General features: G+C 60.3%; 13 protein-coding genes. 7 read left to right on the forward strand and 6 right to left on the reverse strand.

The features are described 5' to 3' along the window. The first annotated feature begins 66 nt into the window (after positions 1-66). Genes G7B69_RS07695 through G7B69_RS07705 form a run of 3 tightly spaced genes read left to right on the forward strand, consistent with a single transcriptional unit; the run spans position 67 to position 4,236 of the window. On the forward strand, positions 67-1,509 hold the full coding sequence (locus G7B69_RS07695) for a lipopolysaccharide biosynthesis protein (protein WP_166177825.1): 1,443 nt from the start codon (positions 67-69) through the stop codon (positions 1,507-1,509). After that, positions 1,502-3,088 (forward strand): glycosyltransferase, encoded by a 1,587-nt coding sequence (locus tag G7B69_RS07700; protein ID WP_166177827.1) that lies wholly within the window; start codon positions 1,502-1,504, stop codon positions 3,086-3,088. The genes G7B69_RS07695 and G7B69_RS07700 overlap by 8 nt, the downstream gene beginning before the upstream one ends. Beyond that, a complete protein-coding gene (locus tag G7B69_RS07705) occupies positions 3,085-4,236 on the forward strand; it encodes a glycosyltransferase (protein WP_166177829.1) in 1,152 nt (383 codons plus the stop codon). Before G7B69_RS07700 ends, G7B69_RS07705 begins: the two co-directional genes overlap by 4 nt. Here G7B69_RS07705 and G7B69_RS07710 read toward each other — a convergent pair. The 3 genes from G7B69_RS07710 to G7B69_RS07720 all read right to left on the reverse strand — a co-directional run bounded on the left by G7B69_RS07710 (position 4,233) and on the right by G7B69_RS07720 (position 7,590). Then, positions 4,233-5,639: a right-handed parallel beta-helix repeat-containing protein gene (locus G7B69_RS07710; RefSeq protein WP_166177831.1), complete on the reverse strand. Its 1,407-nt coding sequence runs from the start codon at positions 5,637-5,639 to the stop codon at positions 4,233-4,235. The two genes, G7B69_RS07705 and G7B69_RS07710, sit on opposite strands and share 4 nt — an antisense overlap. 46 nt (positions 5,640-5,685) lie before the next feature. Beyond that, positions 5,686-6,597, reverse strand: a complete 912-nt coding sequence (locus G7B69_RS07715; protein WP_166177833.1) for a hypothetical protein — start codon at positions 6,595-6,597, stop codon at positions 5,686-5,688. A 144-nt stretch (positions 6,598-6,741) separates the two neighbouring features. Further along, complete coding sequence (locus tag G7B69_RS07720) at positions 6,742-7,590, reverse strand: class I SAM-dependent methyltransferase (RefSeq protein WP_166177835.1); 849 nt, start codon at positions 7,588-7,590, stop codon at positions 6,742-6,744. A gap of 145 nt (positions 7,591-7,735) precedes the next feature. Here G7B69_RS07720 and G7B69_RS07725 point away from each other — a divergent pair, with 145 nt between their 5' ends. The 3 genes from G7B69_RS07725 to G7B69_RS07735 all read left to right on the forward strand — a co-directional run bounded on the left by G7B69_RS07725 (position 7,736) and on the right by G7B69_RS07735 (position 11,740). Beyond that, on the forward strand, positions 7,736-8,902 hold the full coding sequence (locus G7B69_RS07725) for a glycosyltransferase (RefSeq protein WP_279323149.1): 1,167 nt from the start codon (positions 7,736-7,738) through the stop codon (positions 8,900-8,902). A gap of 193 nt (positions 8,903-9,095) precedes the next feature. Further along, on the forward strand, positions 9,096-11,105 hold the full coding sequence (gene asnB / locus G7B69_RS07730; RefSeq protein WP_166178104.1) for an asparagine synthase (glutamine-hydrolyzing): 2,010 nt from the start codon (positions 9,096-9,098) through the stop codon (positions 11,103-11,105). A gap of 11 nt (positions 11,106-11,116) precedes the next feature. Then, a complete protein-coding gene (locus G7B69_RS07735) occupies positions 11,117-11,740 on the forward strand; it encodes a sugar transferase (protein ID WP_166178106.1) in 624 nt (207 codons plus the stop codon). A 43-nt stretch (positions 11,741-11,783) separates the two neighbouring features. On the opposite strand, the gene G7B69_RS07740 is transcribed toward G7B69_RS07735, so the two are convergent. Together G7B69_RS07740 and G7B69_RS07745 are read right to left on the reverse strand one after the other, a co-directional pair. After that, complete coding sequence (locus G7B69_RS07740; protein ID WP_243415085.1) at positions 11,784-12,647, reverse strand: NAD-dependent epimerase/dehydratase family protein; 864 nt, start codon at positions 12,645-12,647, stop codon at positions 11,784-11,786. Continuing rightward, entirely contained in the window at positions 12,647-13,771 is a 1,125-nt protein-coding gene (locus G7B69_RS07745; RefSeq protein ID WP_166177841.1) for a glycosyltransferase family 4 protein, read from the reverse strand. Before G7B69_RS07745 ends, G7B69_RS07740 begins: the two co-directional genes overlap by 1 nt. Before the next feature lie 131 nt (positions 13,772-13,902). Here G7B69_RS07745 and G7B69_RS07750 point away from each other — a divergent pair, with 131 nt between their 5' ends. Beyond that, entirely contained in the window at positions 13,903-15,846 is a 1,944-nt protein-coding gene (locus G7B69_RS07750; RefSeq protein WP_166177843.1) for a nucleoside-diphosphate sugar epimerase/dehydratase, read from the forward strand. 42 nt (positions 15,847-15,888) lie between these two features. Here the strand turns inward: G7B69_RS07750 and G7B69_RS07755 are convergent, their stop codons facing one another. Beyond that, positions 15,889-16,887 (reverse strand): SDR family NAD(P)-dependent oxidoreductase, encoded by a 999-nt coding sequence (locus G7B69_RS07755; protein ID WP_166177845.1) that lies wholly within the window; start codon positions 16,885-16,887, stop codon positions 15,889-15,891. Positions 16,888-16,897 lie beyond the last annotated feature (10 nt).

Consider the following 16,897-nt stretch of genomic DNA (forward strand, 5'->3'; position numbering starts at 1 on the left):
TCCGGCGTCACGCGCCGTGAGGTCGTGAAGGGCGCTAAGAGATTGAGCGAACATCCGGTTTTCTAGATGCGCGACATCACTATCTATGTGGCCGCACGGGCTTTCCCGGCGGCGCTTACCCTCGCCTCGTTGGCACTCCTCACGCGCTACCTGTCTCCCGCAGACTTTGGGCGCTATTCGCTCGCGATATCGTTGGCCGGCTTCGTCAATGTCGTGCTGATGTCGTGGAACCTGCAAGCGTTCTACCGCTTCCATCCGATCTACCGGGGCCGCCGTGCGGCGCTGCTCAGGAATGCCACCGTGGCTGGCTTTCTAATTTCGGCGGCGATCGGCGTTCTCGTCGTAATGCCTCTCATACCTCTCTTCGCCCGCGATTGGGGTTGGGGTTATGCATTGGCAACTGTGGCTCTTACGCCGGGGCTGGCGGGCTTGGAACTGATGAGCTATCGGCTGAACACTGCGGCGAAGCCTGTGGGGTACTTTGCGCTGCAACTCGCGCGCACCGTAGGGAACCTCGTTGCCGGCGGCCTGGTGGCCTACCTGACGAACTCGTTGGTGCTAGTGCTGCTCTCCATTGCGGGCTGGTGGTCGCTGACGGCCCTGTTCGCCGGTCTGGGCTCGTGGATCGCGCGCCTAGAGGTAGCCGCAGAGCATCGACGCATGATACGTCAGATGCTCGCATACGGTCTGCCGCTCACGGCTGCATCGGCGCTGATTTCCGCAGTCGGAACCCTCGATCGATTCATGCTTGAGGCCCTCACCAATTCGCGGACGGTTGGTGAGTTTGCGGCGGGAATGGACCTCGTTCAATTTTGCCTAGGTGCGATGGGAAGTGCGATTTCGCTGGCGGCTTATCCCGGTCTTATGGCGGCGTTTTCCCGCGACGGCGAAGAGTTGAAGCCGCGGCTCGAACGGTATTCGAGCGTTCAGATCGCAGTTATCCTCCCGCTGGCGGTTGGATTTGCTCTCGCAGCGGAGCCGCTGTCCAAGGTCTTTGTTGGGCAGGGACTGCAGCCTCAGGCGGCGGCAGTAATTCCCTGGGCGTCGGCCGCCATCTTCCTGGGCGTGCTCAAGGGGTTTTATCTCGATCTTTCGTTTCAACTGGCTCGCTGGACGGTCGGCTCCACTTTAGTGGCGGGCATCATGGTGGTTATCGTGGCCGTTCTGAATTTCCTGCTCATTCCGCTTCGTGGCTCAGTCGGCACGGCGCAAGCCAGCTTAGGCGGCTTTGCCGTGGCGGCCGTGCTAAGTTACGTCCTGGGATCGCGCCACGCGGTGGTCATGCCGTTTTGCGTTCCAGATCTTGTAAAGTTGGCGATCGCCGGTGCAGCGATGGCGCTGGCAATGGCGTCGGTCACCGCATCCTCGCCCTTGCCCGCATTGCTCGTCAAGGGATTGGCAGGAGGAGTGGCCTACGTCGTCATCCTGATCGCCACCGACCCTTTCGAAGTGAGAAAGACTGCTCGAGTTATCTTTTCAAGGGCGGCTGCTGCAGGTCGAGATGCCTGACGCCCCGCTGTTCACGATATTCACGGCGACCTTCAATCGTCGCGACACACTCGCGCGGGCATTCCACAGCATCCAACGGCAGACGTTGCGCGATTTAGAATGGGTGATTGTCGACGACGGCTCCACAGACGGAACGGAAGAAGAGGTTCGCCGCTTCGCCGAGGCTGCGCCTTTCCCGATCAAGTTCCTGCGTCAGCCCAATTTAGGCAAGTACCGCGCATGGAACGCCGGCATTCGCGCTGCAACGGGTGCACTCGTCGCCAATCTCGACTCCGATGACGAATACCTCCCGGACGCGCTCGAGCGTCTCCATCTTGCGTGGCAAGATCTCCCATCGGGTGATCGGAATCGGTTTGTCGGCGTAACCGGCCTCTGCCTGGACGAACAAGGTAATGTTGTCGGCGATCGATTTCCTTCGTCACCATTCGATTCTGATTCCGCGACAGCTGGTCTCGGCCTCGATGTGCAGGGCGACAAAGCAGGCTTCCTGCGGCGGGATGTCGCTCTTGCGCACCCGTTTCCCGAGGATTTGCCGACTCGGTTTATACCTGAAGGAAGGATCTGGCTGGAAATTGCCAGATTCTACAAGACGAGATTCATCAATGAGCCGGTTCTCCTTATCCATGACAGCGGTAACGGCCGCTTGAGCAGACTTGACCGTTTGGAACGCGCTCCGGGGGACCTTGAATACAACCGCTTCGCGCTGGCGCACTTCGGCACAAGGTTTCGCCGCAGGGGGTTGAAAGCGGCCATTCTCATGTCCCGCGCTGCGCTGCTCCTGGGAATGACTCCGATCGAAATAGTGAAACTGCCAGCCACCGCATTCGGCAAGCTGGCAACAGTTGCAGGCTACCCGTTGGCGTCGTTCTTGTATCGACGCGATCTAATCCGAGCGTACGGACGCGTCGGGCTCCTCGCATCGGTGACGCGCGCGCTCCCACGATTCGTTGATAGTCGCCCGCTTCGCCACATCGCCTGCGCTCTCGTCGCTTCATCCCCAGATAGACGTCTCGAGGCCAACGTTCTCGATTTCAAGATGAGCCTCGATTTGAACGCTCCGCTCGATGTGGCGGCTCTGCTCTTTCCCCGATTTCTCGTATCTCGAGGCGTTCGATTTGTTCGCCACAAGTTGGCGCAAGGCGGCACCTTCATCGATGTTGGAGCGGGCGTGGGCTTCTGCTCACTGTATCTCTCGCGCAAACGCACCGACCGCGTATTCGTCGCCGTTGAAAGAGATGCTGACCAAAGAGCCTTGCTCGAGCGAAATCTCCAGCTTTCGTCAGTGGCGAATGTATCCGTGCATGGCGACTTGGCCTCGTTTTGCGACGCCGATCATTTCGTTGAATTGCCGCGTCCGGTGATTATCAGAATCGGCGCGGATGCTTGGCAGGGCGGTTCTGCGAACGTACTCTGGAGCGAGACGTTGGCCAAGGTTTCGCCGGATGTGGTGCTGGTGGAAGGCGCGTCGCCTGTAAGCGAATGGCTTGCCGCGAACAAATATCTCGAGCGTCATGCGGCGAAATCCGAGCGGATCTTTGTGCGAAACACGACAGATTCCGCGGAGGCAAATTCGAGATGAGCGACATTCGCGCCGAATGGGGACTCGCTGACTCCTCTCCCCCCGATCGCATCGCGATTTTCCTGCCCGACCTCGGCGGCGGCGGTGCCGAGCGGGTAATGGTCACGCTTGCCAATGAATTTTTGGCGCGCGGGGTCGCGGTCGATCTCGTTCTGGTCGACAAATCGGGACCCTACCTCAGCCTCGTTGCCGATGGTGTAAGAATCATCGATCTGCGCGCCCGCCGCATGGCGAGAGCGCTGCCACCTCTGGTCAGGTACCTTCGAGCGGAACGACCGAAAACGCTGCTGTCGGCGCTCAGCCATAGCAATATCGTAGCTGTGCTTGCCGGTCGCCTCGCGCGCACGAGTGTCCGAGTGGTCCTGAGTGAGCGCGTTAGCTATCTTGCCTATGAACAGTTTGGCCACGGATTTTCAAATACCATAGTTCAGAAGCTGATGAAGTTGCTTTATCCTGCAGCAGACGCCGTGGTTACGGTGGCCGAGGCGATGATCGACGAGCTCGCGTCGAAGGTCGGCGTTCCCCGCGACCGATTGTTCGCGATTGCCAACCCGGTGGTCGATGATGAGCTTCGCATCCAGGCTTTAGCAGAACCGTCCTTCTGGCCGCCCCTCCCCGAGGGGCGCCGCGTTGTCTTGGGGGCAGGGCGACTTTCGCCACAAAAGGATTTCGCCACATTGATCGACGCGTTCGACCGTGTGTGGCCTGAGGTCGACGCTGCGCTTGTGATCATCGGCGAAGGCCCCATGCGAGGCGAATTGGAAGCGCTTGTCGCCGCGCGCGACCTGCAGGATCGCGTGTTCCTGCCGGGATTCCTCAGCCCGCCCTTTCCGCTCATGCGTCGGGCCGATCTTTTCGTCCTCTCGTCCCGTTTCGAGGGGCTGCCCGGAACGCTTATCCAGGCGATGGCGTGCGGCACGCCTGTCGTGAGCACCGATTGCCCCACGGGCCCGTCACAAATTCTGGACGGCGGGAAATGGGGTGTCTTGGTGCCGGTCGGGGATGTCGAAGCACTGGCTAGTGCGATGACAAAGAGCCTGTTGGCAAGCGATCATCCGGACGTCGTCCGCCGCGCTGAGGTCTTCGGCGTCCGACAGACCACCGATGCCTATCTCGAGGTTCTGTTGCCGCGGCGGCGTTCAAGTTAGAGCCGTCTCAGCGCCACCTGAAAGCCACGGATTTGGTTCCCGCGCACTGTCGCCGAGGCGGGGGCCATGATGGCGGTCAATCCGCCATTCGCTTCGATGAAGTTGTCGACGATCAGCGACCTTTTGCCAGTCGTGTGAATGCAGCCCGATCGGCTATTGCCACGAGGGCTCGACAGTCGGTTTGAAACGATCGCAGCGTCGGCGGCCTCAACGTAGATGATCGCTCCATAGAAATTGGAGATCGCGTTCCCGGATATCGTGCATTCCGGACCATAAACCAGAATAGCTCCGTCGAAGTTGCCCAGGCTCGAGACGATCTGACTGCGTCTCAATTCGCACTTGGGCGCCCAGAAAGCGACCACTGCGCCGCAATCGTCGACGTCAAGCCGATCGACCTTCACCAGCCCAGCGCTCTGCGCATGGACGTATACGAGGGGTTGCCCAGCTCCCGCGGCCGTCACTCGGCGGAATACCGGGCTCGCGATCGCGACGTTGCCCCCCGGACCGGCAGGCACGTCGATCGCGCCGCGCTGGGCAGACGCGGTGAACCCCTCGATAGTGGGTCGGATTATCTCGCCGCTCTCGGCGCCCCATGAAATGGCGCCGCGGTCATTGTCGACAAACACGCAATCGACCACGCGCACGGCGCGCGGCCGGGCGACGCCGGAAACCAGCAATCCAAAGCCGGCATTGCCCTCAAACCGAACCCCCTGAAGCAAGATGTCGTCGACGGAGTGCAAGGGAGAGTCTTGGTCGGCCTCGAGATCAATCCCTGCGGATGGGTCCGTGCCGTGCGTCTGCGCGTATACGCCGCCCAAAAACTGGCCGCGGCGGCCATGGACGACCGAGCAGCCTTGCCGCCAGTTTTGTCGCGCGACGCATTCGCGCATGACAAAATCGCTGCAGTGGGTTTCCGGTTTCGCCGGGGTTTCGGTGTAAAACATGAACCCGTCCACGACTGAGTTCAAGGACGTAAGCGTGGTGCACTGGAAATGCCTGCAGGTTTCAAAGATGAAGTTGTGGGCAGGCAGCTCGCGCGGCGCGCGAACTCTGCGATTTCCGTCAATGGAAAAACCTGAGAGCGTGAAGTCCGAACAGTTTGTCAACCGCAGACCGCCATGACCCCATGCGGCAGGGACGCCCGGTCTGACGGTGATGCGGCCGGGTCCACGCAGCGAGAATTCGCGCTTGTTCCTTATGCGCAACTCTGATGAAATCCAGTAATTTCCGTCGAGAAGGCCCTGCATGCCGTTTCCGAGCCGATCGAGGAAGGTTTGCAACGCTGCGGTGTCGTCTGCCCCCTGCCCGGCGCCGAATTGTTCCGGGCGCAAGGCGTTGGCAAGATTCGACGTCGGCGCACGTGCGCAACTTGCCGCTGCGGCGCCCGTGAAGGTGAGCGCCACGAGTCCAGCGAGGGCGTGTCTTCGGCATAGCGCCGCGGGCCAGGAGTCACTGGAACCAGAGAATGAACCAGACAGTCGCGAATACGGCATAAGCTGCGATCGTTGGCCAGCGGATCAGCGGACTGGCTCGCGAGACGAGAACGGGAAACGTGGTAGCGGCAATAACAAAGAAACGGGCGCCGTAGACCCCTTGAATGGCCGAGATGAAGGCCAACGTCGAGCAGAACAGCAAGAGCAGCGCCTCAAACGCAAAGAGCGCGCCACGGACTTGAAGCGCGAACCAGGCGCCGAACAAGACCCATGCCAACGAGAGGAGAACCCCCGAATTATATTCCTCGACGGTGAAGGCTCTCTCGTCGCCCAACGCCGAAAGCAGCACCGTTCTGAGCCAAGTGATCGCTGCTGCGGCGATGAGCACCGTCGCTCCACCGACGAACGGACGCTGCATTATCGCCCGGTAAGACGGCAGGTTTCGAGCCAATCGGTAGAAGATCAGTACACCGCCGAATAGGAAGAAAGCCGTATGGAGTGACGCCGCGACGAGGGCCAACAGCACGCACCAAACGGGACTCCGCGCCCGAACAGCCAGGAGGAAGATTCCCGTCGCAAGCCCCGATCTGATCTGTTCCTCGACCAGATTTACGAAACCCGGATTGACCAATAGCGGCAGGTAAAGCGGCGAACGCGTTTCCGCGATCACATACCAGGCAATCAGCGCGACGGAGATGAAACTGACAATATCGAACGCCGAGTCGATATTACCGACGTATGAGGTGAGGGCGTCGAAGCCTCTAACCCACACTCCTTCTGAGACGAAGAAATCCAAAGGCGAGAGATTGAGGCTCTGGAACAGGAACCAATTACTGTCGAAACCAGTGCGATAGTTCTCAAGATCCGGAAAGGCGAAAGGATTGATCTCCTTCCATCCTATCGACGTGAACGCCACTGCGAACGCCACCGCCAGCAGGAGCCGTCCAAGCAGACCAAACGAAAGGGGGGGTTTCAGAGTCGGCGGGGAGCCCGGAACACCTGGGTAATCGGCGTGGGCTTCGAGACCGAGATGGGTGCCGCCGAATGACGGAGATCGGACCATTCCTGGAGCCTATGCCCTGATCCCGACCGCCACCCAAAACGGTTCACGATCGCTGAAGCGAATGTCACGAAGCCCCGCGTCCGTCATCATTCTTTCGATCTCCAGGCGTGTGAACCGGTGCTCAAGCCGCGTTCCAAACCTATCTAGGGCGTCGGTCTTCATCCAATAAAAGTCGAGATTGCGATAGAAACTTAGCGGTAACGGCGCGACGTCCACCCCTGCTCGCTCCAACACGGCCGCCGATCGGGCCATCGGCCAATACACAGCTGCAGCGATCGCCAACGCAACCGATTTTCTGGCTGAGAAGGGCAAACGGCTGATGGCGCGCCGGCTCAGATCGCTGATCCGCCACAAACATCGGAACCACCATGGGCGGCTGTCGAATCGGTAATAAAGATAGATCAGGAAAGGAGCGCCATGTTTCAACTTGCGAACGCAATCCGCAAGCGCACGCTTAGTGTCCGGGATGTGATGCAGCACTCCGAGCGAATAGCCGAAATCCTGACTTTCGTCCCGCAGAGGAATGTTCCCGGCATCGGCTTGATGAAATTCGGGGGATGGCTTGCCCGCCAGCCTTCGCCGCGCAACCGCGAGAGCCTTGGGCGCCGGGTCGATGCAATGCAGGCGACCCACCCTGTCAGCGATTCCTTCTGCCCAACGGCCCGATCCACAACCCAGATCAAATCCTTCCGCGTCGGATCGTAACGAAGCGAACGGGAAGATGTGAAAGTAGCGATCGAACGTCCGCGCAAAGTCGTCTGGTGACAAATCATGTTGATCGTACGTGTCCCATTCGTCGCCAAACCCGGCCACTGTCGCGGAATCAACGTTTCCAACGAATTTCGTGTTTTGGCTCATCACGGGTCCTCAACCATGAGAATGCTTCGCGTGCAAGGCGGAAAGAAGTTCATAGGGGGTGACCCACTTGCCGTCGAAGTCTTGCGCGAAATCAGGGGCGCTCCTAGATCGCGAGCGATGGCGAGGCGATTTCCGATAGAGATACGTGAGGCGGGGTCCCTTGCCAGCCGATGATGGCGCAGATGAGCGCAGGACAGTCGTTCATATAATCACCGGTTTGGCCACCGGCGGCGCCGAGCGGATGCTGCAGAGGCTGGTCACGGGTGAATCGACCTATCGCCACATTGTCGTTTCGCTTGGCGCAAAAGACTCCATCGGAATCGAGATAGAACGGGCGGGTGTCGAGGTTCTTGCCTTGCACATAGGCAGCGGCGTTGGACTTGTGGCGGCTTTTCGCAGGCTTGTTGCCATCGTTGACGAGGCGCGACCGGTGGCAATCCAGGGGTGGATGACGCACGGCAATATTGCCGCAAGCCTGGTCAAGATCGTCGCTCGCAAGAAGCTTCCGGTTTTTTGGGGCGTTCGCCAATCGCTCAACTTCACCGGAGAGCGCACACGGACGCGGCTCCTGATTTATCTCGGCGCCATGATGGCGAGAACCGCCGACGTCATCGTCTATAATTCGCAAGCCGGCGCAATTCAACACGAAGCTATCGGCTACCCGCGATCGCGCCGGCTCGTTATTCCAAACGGATTCAGCCTCCACGAATACAGGCCGGCGCCCGATGTACGCAGGCAAATGCGCTCCTCTCTCGGCATAAGGGCCGATGAGATCGTTGTGGGGACGGTCGGGCGCCTCCACCCTGTGAAGAACCATGAGGGTTTTCTTGCCGCGGCTGCGATGATCGCGCGCGACCGTGGCGATGTTCGGTTCCTGCTGGCCGGCCAGGACGTCGACTTAGAACACGCACCGTTCAATCGGCTTGTCGAGCAGTCTGGCATCGCGATCGATCGCCTCCTCGCGCTTGGGGAAAGGACCGATGTTGCGAGGGTGATGTGCATGTTGGACATCGCCGCGAATGTCTCCCATGCCGAAAGCTTCCCAAATGTCGTTGGAGAAGCGCTCGCATGTGGCGTCCCCTGTGTCGTAACGCCAGTCGGAGACTCCGCGTTCATCGTTGGCGATGCAGGCGTCGTCTGCGGCGACACGGCTCCGAATTCAATCGCCGACGGAATACGCAAGTTGCTCGAAGTCGGGCCGGAGGGGCGTGCGCGAATGGCGCTGCGCGGTCTTGAGAGGATGCGGGAGTTGTTCTCGCTCCCGACCGTGAAAGCGCGCTTCGATGCCCTTTATCGATCTGCGGGCGTTTGAGGGCGCGACCGGCTGGAAGCTGCCCGTGCGATCGGGCAACTCGGCCAGGTTACCCAGGCGAACCGCCGTTGGTGCAATGGATTCATAGCTCAGACAACCTTTTGCTCCGCGTGGATAAAATGTCTACACGCCTGGCGAGGCTCCTCTCGTGGGCCGCGGCCTGGCGCTGGGGATCTTTGGAGAAATAGCGAATATGTGCGGTATTGTTGGATTCCTCGGTCCTACCGCTCGCGAAGAGGCTGGAATTTCGCTCGTTCGGCGCATGTCGGCAAAGATCGATCACCGGGGCCCGGATGACAGCGGTGCCTGGATCGATACGGAAGCAGGCGTGGCGCTGGGGCATTGTCGTCTGGCCATCATCGATCTCTCGCCTGCCGGACACCAGCCAATGACTTCGGCTTCGGGACGATATGTGATCGTCTACAATGGTGAGATCTACAATTTCCCCGACCTGCGCCAGACTCTGGAAGAGAGTGGAGCCGCAGGTCCATGGCGCGGTCACTCAGACACCGAGGTCCTACTTGCAGCTATTGAGCATTGGGGGGTTGAAGGCGCGCTCGCTCACCTCAACGGGATGTTCGCGTTCGCGCTTTGGGATCGGCGCGTGCGCAAGATGATCTTGGCGCGGGACCGGGTAGGCGAGAAACCGCTTTATTACGGCCGTTCCAAGGGAACCACCCTGTTTGGCTCCGAACTCAAAGCCCTTCAGGAGCATCCTGACTTCCGCGGGGAGCTTGACCGGCAAGCGCTTACATCGTTCTTTCGGTTCAATTACATCCCTGCCCCCAGAAGTATCTGGACCGGAATTGCGAAGCTGTTGCCCGGGCATTACGTGGAGATCGACGGCGCCAGCGGCGAGATAGGCGAGCCGCGCGCATACTGGAGCTTACGCGAGGTGGCGCTCGCTGGGGCTTCCGAGCCCTTCCCCAACACTCCCGATCTCGTGGATCGGCTCGAAGCGCTGTTGCTGGACGCTGTAGGCATTCGAATGACGGCCGACGTGCCCCTAGGCGCATTTCTCTCAGGAGGAGTCGATTCGGCCACCATCGTTGCCATGATGCAGGCGCAGTCCACCCGGCCAGTTCAAACCTTCACGATCGGTTTCGACGAAGCAAGATTCAACGAGGCAGAGCACGCCCGCGCCGTGGCGGAGCACTTAGGCACCGAGCACACCGAGCTTTACGTCCGGCCACGCGATGCGCTCGATCTCGTTCCAAGGATGCCGCGGATCTGGGACGAGCCGTTTTCGGATTCGTCTCAAATTCCGACCTTGCTTCTTTCGGAGCTGACGCGACGACATGTGACTGTCAGCCTTTCGGACGATGCCGGCGATGAACTGTTTGGCGGCTATAACCGGTACGTGCTGGGGGCGCGCATCTGGAACGCGCTCTCGCGGGTGCCTCGATCCGCCCGAGGTGCTCTGTCGGCGGTTCTTTCGGCTCACCTGACCGGCCGTGTCGCCAATTCGATCTCCAGCGTCGTGCCGCAGTTACGCAATCTTAATTTTGGTGACAGGCTTCCGAAGGTGGCCCAGATCTTGAAGGAATACACGCAGGAGGCGGTTTACCGTCGCTTGGCATCGCACACCGACAAGCCGGCCGAGCTTGTCGTCGGCGGTCAGGAGCCCAAAGTGTGGGGTAGTCAAATCCCCGAGTTCGCAGACTTTCGCGAATGGATGATGTACCTCGACACATTGACCTACCTGCCTGACGACATCCTGGTGAAGGTTGATCGCGCCTCCATGGCCACCAGCCTCGAGAGCCGTGTTCCCTTCCTCGACCCGCGGCTCATCGAATTTGCTTGGAAAGTTCCGATGTCCGCGAAGATTCGCGGGTCGACCGGCAAGCATATCCTGCGCCAAGTCCTTGATCGGCATGTGCCTCGAAATCTAATCGACCGGCCGAAAATGGGGTTTGGGGTGCCGATCGAGGAATGGCTCCGGGGTCCGCTCCGGGATTGGGCGTCGGCCTTGCTGGATCCCAGCCGTCTACGACAGGAAGGGTATCTCAATCCCAGCCCGATCGAAAAAATGTGGTCGGAGCATTCGACCGGAGCGCGACGCTGGCATTACCAGCTTTGGGACGTGCTGATGTTTCAGGCCTGGCTCGAGAACGCCACGACGAATGCATCAAGTTCATTCGGCGACCTCGACACGCCATCGTCCGGCGGCGAACTTCGGATCGAGCTGGCGGAGCAGGCGTGACTCGAATCCCGATACAGGGCGAGGACGAGACAGCCGAACGAGCTTCCACTCTTCGTGCGGAACGCGCGAAAAGAAGGTTCGACCTTGTCTGCGCACTATTGCTCGCACCTATTCTTCTCTTACCCGCCGCGGTCGTCGCCATGGCTATCCGTATTGACAGTCGCGGGCCGGCCGTTTTCAGACAGACGCGGGTGGGGCGCTACGGCGCCCCGTTCACGATCTACAAATTCAGGACCATGCGCCAAGGCAGCCGCGACATTCCGTCGCACCTCGCCTCGCGAGGCCAGCTTACACGCATTGGTTCCCTGCTCCGCCGTCTTAAACTCGACGAAATTCCGCAGCTCATCAATGTCATTCGCGGGGACATGAGCTTCGTCGGCCCTCGCCCCTGCCTTCCAAGCCAAGCGGTGCTGATAGAGGCTCGGGCGCAAGCCGGTGTCATGCAGCTACGGCCGGGGATCACCGGGCCGGCGCAGATCAGAGGCCTAGACATGTCTACGCCCGAGCGGCTCGCCGCGGCGGACGCGGAGTATCTCGTACGGTGGTCTCTTCGGCGCGACCTCGAACTGCTATGGCGGACAGGGACCGGCGCGGGCAACGGTGATGCAATCCGCTCACCCGCAGCTCACAATTAGACCGAGACCCTCTTTAGTGCGCAGGCGGGCTACCTCTTTGTCTTCAACGCGACAAAGGCGCGTCGGCTCGCCACCCGGTAATCTGCTCGACTTCTTGGGGGTCTTGCGCGACGAGCGGTCGCGAAAGCGAGCGCATGTCGAAGCCCACCAATCTCCCGAGCGACCCAAGCTTCGTCGGCAAGGGAAACAAGCTTGCCTGGCGGCCATACTTTGCGGCGATCGTTCGGACTAGATCCGCGGTCCCCATAGGTGGACCGTCGGACGGTTCGATGGGGCCGGCGGCTGCCACCCTATCCCAAGCGTCATTCGAGAGCGCCAGCAGATGAAGAATCAATCGGCTCAAGGCCTGCACGTCGAGATACGAGCGATGGGCCGTCATGTTTGAGAAGGGAAGCGGCAGCCCGCATCGGACTGCGCGCTCGAGCAGTGCATAACCTCCGCCCCCTCCCTCCCCGTAAACAGGCGGCAGACGCAAGATAATAGGGACCACAAAGCCGAAGCCGGCGAAAACGTCCTCGGCCCGTGACTTCGACTGGCCGTAGACCGATGCCGACCGCAATCCGGGGCGCGCGTAAATGCTGCTGGCGTAAATGATTCTGGAGGTGCCAGCCAACTGCATTGCGCTGACGATTGCAGCCGCTCGATCTGCAGCAGTATGCGCCGACAGCCCCTTTCGATGACGCAAGGGGCTGTCGGCCAAATGCACGACACAACTGCAGCCTGCGAAGGCGGCGGCCAGCAGTTGCGCATCGCTGCAATCGCCGCCTGCGCGAGCGATCGCCGCGCCAGGTTCGGCGGAGGGCGTCCCGGTACGATTGATCGCCACAGGTACGTCGCCTTGGCCCAAGATTGCGCGAACGAGGTGAGAGCCGATGAACCCGTTGGCGCCGGTTATCGCAATTTGCATCACGACAGGGCTTGCCCGTAAACGTCGAGGTGCTGGGCAACGATCGTTCGGATGTCGAAGCGCTGCTCGGCGAATGCGCGGCCCTTGCGCCCCATCTCAAGCCGCCGGACAGGGTCGTCGAGAAGCATCGCGATCTTCTCAGCCAGGTCTCGTGCGTCGGCCGCAGCGCACAGAAGTCCGGTTTGTTCGGGCAGGATAGCAGCCCTGCAACCTGGCAGATCCGTAGTCACGGTCGGCCGTCCCGCCGCTGCCGCGTCGATCAACGTCTTGGGCAAGCCCTCTCGATATGACGGCAGCACCACGATGTCGGCCAACTCGAGAAAGCCGGGAACGTTGTCCGAATGACCGTTCCAGCGAATTACTCCCGATCTATCCCAATCTCGTAACGTCTCTTCCGGTATGGTCGTGGGATTGCCGCCATCCGGGCTTCCCTGGAGGCAGAAATCCGCTTCGTAGCCTTGCTCACGGAGCAAGCGCGCGGCCTCCACGAACTCGAACACGCCCTTGTCGCGCAACATTCGTGCCGGCAACACGACTCGCGGCCGGCGTTGTGGCGGAGGTTTTGGATCGAACAGGTCCAAATCCACGCCCGACCCGGGGATGAGAAGGTCTCGCCCCGGCCAGCATATATTTTGCTGCCGAAAGAACGATCGATCCGCGTCATTCTGGAATATCGCGTAAGCCTTGGGGCGGTGAAGCGCCGCCCGGTACCCGGCTAGAAGCACTCTCTTCAAACGTGGGACACGGTCTTCAGGCCCCGTGAACGCATAACCCATGCCGGAAATCGCGGCAACGACAGGGATTGCGGCGAGCCTGGCCGCGATCCCGCCGAACAGGATCGGTTTGGCGGTGATGAGATGGACGAGATCTGGCCTTTCACGCCTGAGCAGGCGCATGACAGCGAGCAAGGCTGCGAGTTCGCGGATCACGCCGGCGAGTCCGCGATAGCCGCGGATCGGCACGTGGCGAAGTCCGGCTCGCTCGATTCGCTCGGTTGCGGCGCTGTCGGGGCAAGCGACCAGCACGTCGTATCCCGCGTCCTTCGCGGCCCGCGCGATGGGCAATCGATGCGAGACAAAAAATGAACCTTCATTAACTAGATACAGCAATTTTGGTTTAGACATGGATTATGGCTAATCGCATTGAGTTGTGATCGCGTGCAGCAGTCACTATCAGCAGCGCGCGAACACACTCTTGCCCCGGCGGTTGCACGGATGCAAGATAGGGGCGCTTTGGTCGCGAATGAAAGCCCGATATGTCTGATCTTCTTTCGGTTCTTGTCAGCCTGCCAAGGCCTGCCAAGCGCGCGCTGCTGGTTGCCAACGACATCGCGGCAGCGGGCGTCAGTGTCGTCATTGCGTTCTATCTTCGACTTGGAACGCTTCCGGACCAGCCAATTCAATTCTTTTTTGCATTCGCGATTAGCGTTGCAGCGCTTGTTCCAATATTTACGGCACTGGGACTTTACCATGCGCTCGTCCGATTTGCCGGTACGCACTCTTTCGAATCCGTTGCTCGGGCCATCGGCATATATTCGCTCGTATACGCACCCGCTTTCATCCTCCTGGTACCCCCCAACGTGCCGCGCACGATCAGCCTGATTCAGCCGGTCGTGCTGTTGGTTCTCACGGAATCGAGCCGGGCATTCTTCCGGCGTTGGGCCTTTGCCTCGTCAGGGCTCGCACGCGTGCGAAGGCCGCGACGAAGCGCGGTAATTTACGGCGCCGGCGCCGTCGGGCGGCAACTCGCTTCTGCCCTTCAGACAGGACAAGGAGTGAAGCTTATCGGGTTCGTCGATGACGACGAGAGCTTGGCGGGGCATACGATGCAGGGGCTTCGCATCTACTCTCGCCATGATCTGCCTGAACTGGTCGTCACGCGAGGACTGGAGGAGGTCCTGCTCGCACTGCCGCGGACATCTCGCGAGCATCGAAACGCCATTGTGCAGGAATTGCAGAAGTTCGGGCTTTATGTTCGCACGCTTCCCGCACTTGACGATCTCAGCACAGGAAAGGTGACCGCCAACGATCTGCGGGAAATCGAAATCGAAGACTTGCTCGGACGTGAGACCGTCGACCCCGATGTTGATCTCCTGCGCAAGAAGATTGCAGACCGCGTGGTGCTGGTAACAGGTGCAGCGGGATCGATCGGCAGCGAGTTGTGCAGACAGATCATTGATCTGGGCCCCACGGCCCTGTTGCTGTACGATATCAGCGAGAGCGGCATATTCGCTCTGGAAAGACAGCTGCGCCGGCTGGCACTCAACACCCGCGGCGTTCCGCCTGAAATCGTTCCCCTGCTGGGTTGCGTGCGAGACCGCGACCGCCTTGACGAGGTGTTCACCACATGGCGACCGCAAACGGTCTATCACGCGGCGGCTTACAAGCACGTTCCGCTCAGTGAGCAGAATCCGGCCGAGGCAATCCGGACCAATATCTTCGGAACGCGAAATGTGGCCGAGGTCTCATTGCTGCACGGTGTCGCCGATTTCGTGTTGATCAGCACTGACAAAGCCGTGCGACCGACCAATGTCATGGGAGCCAGCAAGCGAGTTGCGGAGTTGGTCCTGCAGGCCATGCACCAGCGTAGCGAGAATACGACCTATTCCATGGTCCGTTTCGGCAACGTGCTCGGCTCAAGCGGTTCCGTGGTTCCGGTATTTCGGGAACAGATCAGGAGCGGCGGGCCGGTCACGTTAACCCACCCAGAGGTAACGCGATATTTCATGACCATCCCAGAAGCCGCGCAGCTGGTCATCCAGGCGGGAGCGCTGGCCCGAGGGGGCGAAGTCTTTCTTTTGGAGATGGGCGAAGCGGTCAGGGTTTACGAATTGGCTCGCGCAATGATCGAGCTTAGCGGTCTCCTAGTCCGCGACGCGCAACGTCCGGACGGGGACATTGAGATCAACATCATCGGCCTGCGTCCTGGCGAGAAGCTCTACGAAGAACTGTTGATCGGGGAAAGCGCCGAAGCCACCAGCCACCCTCGTATCTTCAAGGCGCACGAAAACTGCCTCCCTTCCAGTGAACTGGACGAGCGGCTCCATGAGTTGCTCAGCACCTTGCGCGATCGCGACGTCGCGCGCCTTCTGGCGCACCTTCAGGCCCTCGTTCCCGAATTCAAGCCAAAGATCGGGGCCGCCGTAGTTCCTCCGGTTCCTCAAATCGGCGCCGGAGCGCCGCTTCGGGTAGTCAACTGACTTGCATCTCTTGCCGGCAGGCTTTGGCGTGCCGGCTTGGCCTCATAGACGGTGATAACGGCGGTACCAGTCGACAAACCGAGGTACGCCGACATCTATCGCCGTACCCGGCTGGAAGCCGAGATCCTGCTGGATTGCGCTGATATCCGCGAACGTTTCCGGCACATCGCCGGGCTGCATGGGCTGAAAGTCGAAATCAGCCTTGCAACCGCAAGACTGCTCCAGCAGCTCGATCATTCGCATCAAATCTTCCGATCGGTGATTGCCGATGTTGTACAACCGATGCGGCGCCAGGCTGCCACCGGCCTTGGGTGCACCGTCATCGGTCGGCGGATTGTCGTGGCAAGCAACCACGCCAGTAACAATGTCATCAATATAGGTGAAATCGCGGCGCATTTGACCGTGATTGAACACCTGAATGGGCTGCCCGCTCAGGATCTTGCGAGTGAAAATCCACATGGCCATGTCGGGACGTCCCCATGGGCCATAGACGGTGAAGAAGCGCAGCCCGGTTAGCGGCACGCGGTAGAGGTGAGCGTACGTCTCGCTCATCAGCTCGTCGGCCTTCTTCGTCGCTGCGTAGAGCGAAATGGGATGATCGACCCGATCCTCCACGCGAAACGGCAGGGTCTTGTTATTTCCGTACACCGATGACGACGACGCGTAGACCATGTGGCTCGCTCTCTGATGCCGCGCCACTTCGAGAAGGTTCAAATGGCCCACCAGGTTGGCTTGCACGTACGCGTGCGGGTTCTCGATCGAATAGCGCACCCCCGCCTGGGCCCCGAGGTGGATGATCCGATCGAATTCCAAACCCTCGAGCGCGCGCGTCAGCGCCTCGAGATCGGCGAAATCAACACGGACGAACCGAAATGATTCGCCAAACGCCGATTTAAGTTCCTGCAGACGATCACGCTTGAGCTGCGGGTCGTAATAGTCGTTGATTGAATCGATGCCGATGATTTCGTCGCCTCGCGCGAGCATCCGTTGCGCTACGTGAAAGCCGATGAAGCCGGCGGCGCCGGTGACCAAGGTGGGCATTTTCGTCTCC

The organism is Croceibacterium segetis, from assembly GCF_011320115.1.
Classification (GTDB): Bacteria; Pseudomonadota; Alphaproteobacteria; order Sphingomonadales; family Sphingomonadaceae; genus Croceibacterium_B; species Croceibacterium_B segetis.

Bases quoted from the DNA above. Each gene is read 5' to 3' on its own strand.
- G7B69_RS07695 (WP_166177825.1), top strand. From the start codon at position 67: ATGCGCGACATCACTATCTATGTGGCCGCACGGGCTTTCCCGGCGGCG.
- G7B69_RS07700 (WP_166177827.1), top strand. From the start codon at position 1,502: ATGCCTGACGCCCCGCTGTTCACGATATTCACGGCGACCTTCAATCGT.
- G7B69_RS07705 (WP_166177829.1), top strand. From the start codon at position 3,085: ATGAGCGACATTCGCGCCGAATGGGGACTCGCTGACTCCTCTCCCCCC.
- G7B69_RS07720 (WP_166177835.1), bottom strand. From the start codon at position 7,590: ATGAGCCAAAACACGAAATTCGTTGGAAACGTTGATTCCGCGACAGTG.
- asnB (WP_166178104.1), top strand. From the start codon at position 9,096: ATGTGCGGTATTGTTGGATTCCTCGGTCCTACCGCTCGCGAAGAGGCT.
- G7B69_RS07740 (WP_243415085.1), bottom strand. From the start codon at position 12,647: ATGCAAATTGCGATAACCGGCGCCAACGGGTTCATCGGCTCTCACCTC.
- G7B69_RS07745 (WP_166177841.1), bottom strand. From the start codon at position 13,771: ATGTCTAAACCAAAATTGCTGTATCTAGTTAATGAAGGTTCATTTTTT.
- G7B69_RS07750 (WP_166177843.1), top strand. From the start codon at position 13,903: ATGTCTGATCTTCTTTCGGTTCTTGTCAGCCTGCCAAGGCCTGCCAAG.
- G7B69_RS07755 (WP_166177845.1), bottom strand. From the start codon at position 16,887: ATGCCCACCTTGGTCACCGGCGCCGCCGGCTTCATCGGCTTTCACGTA.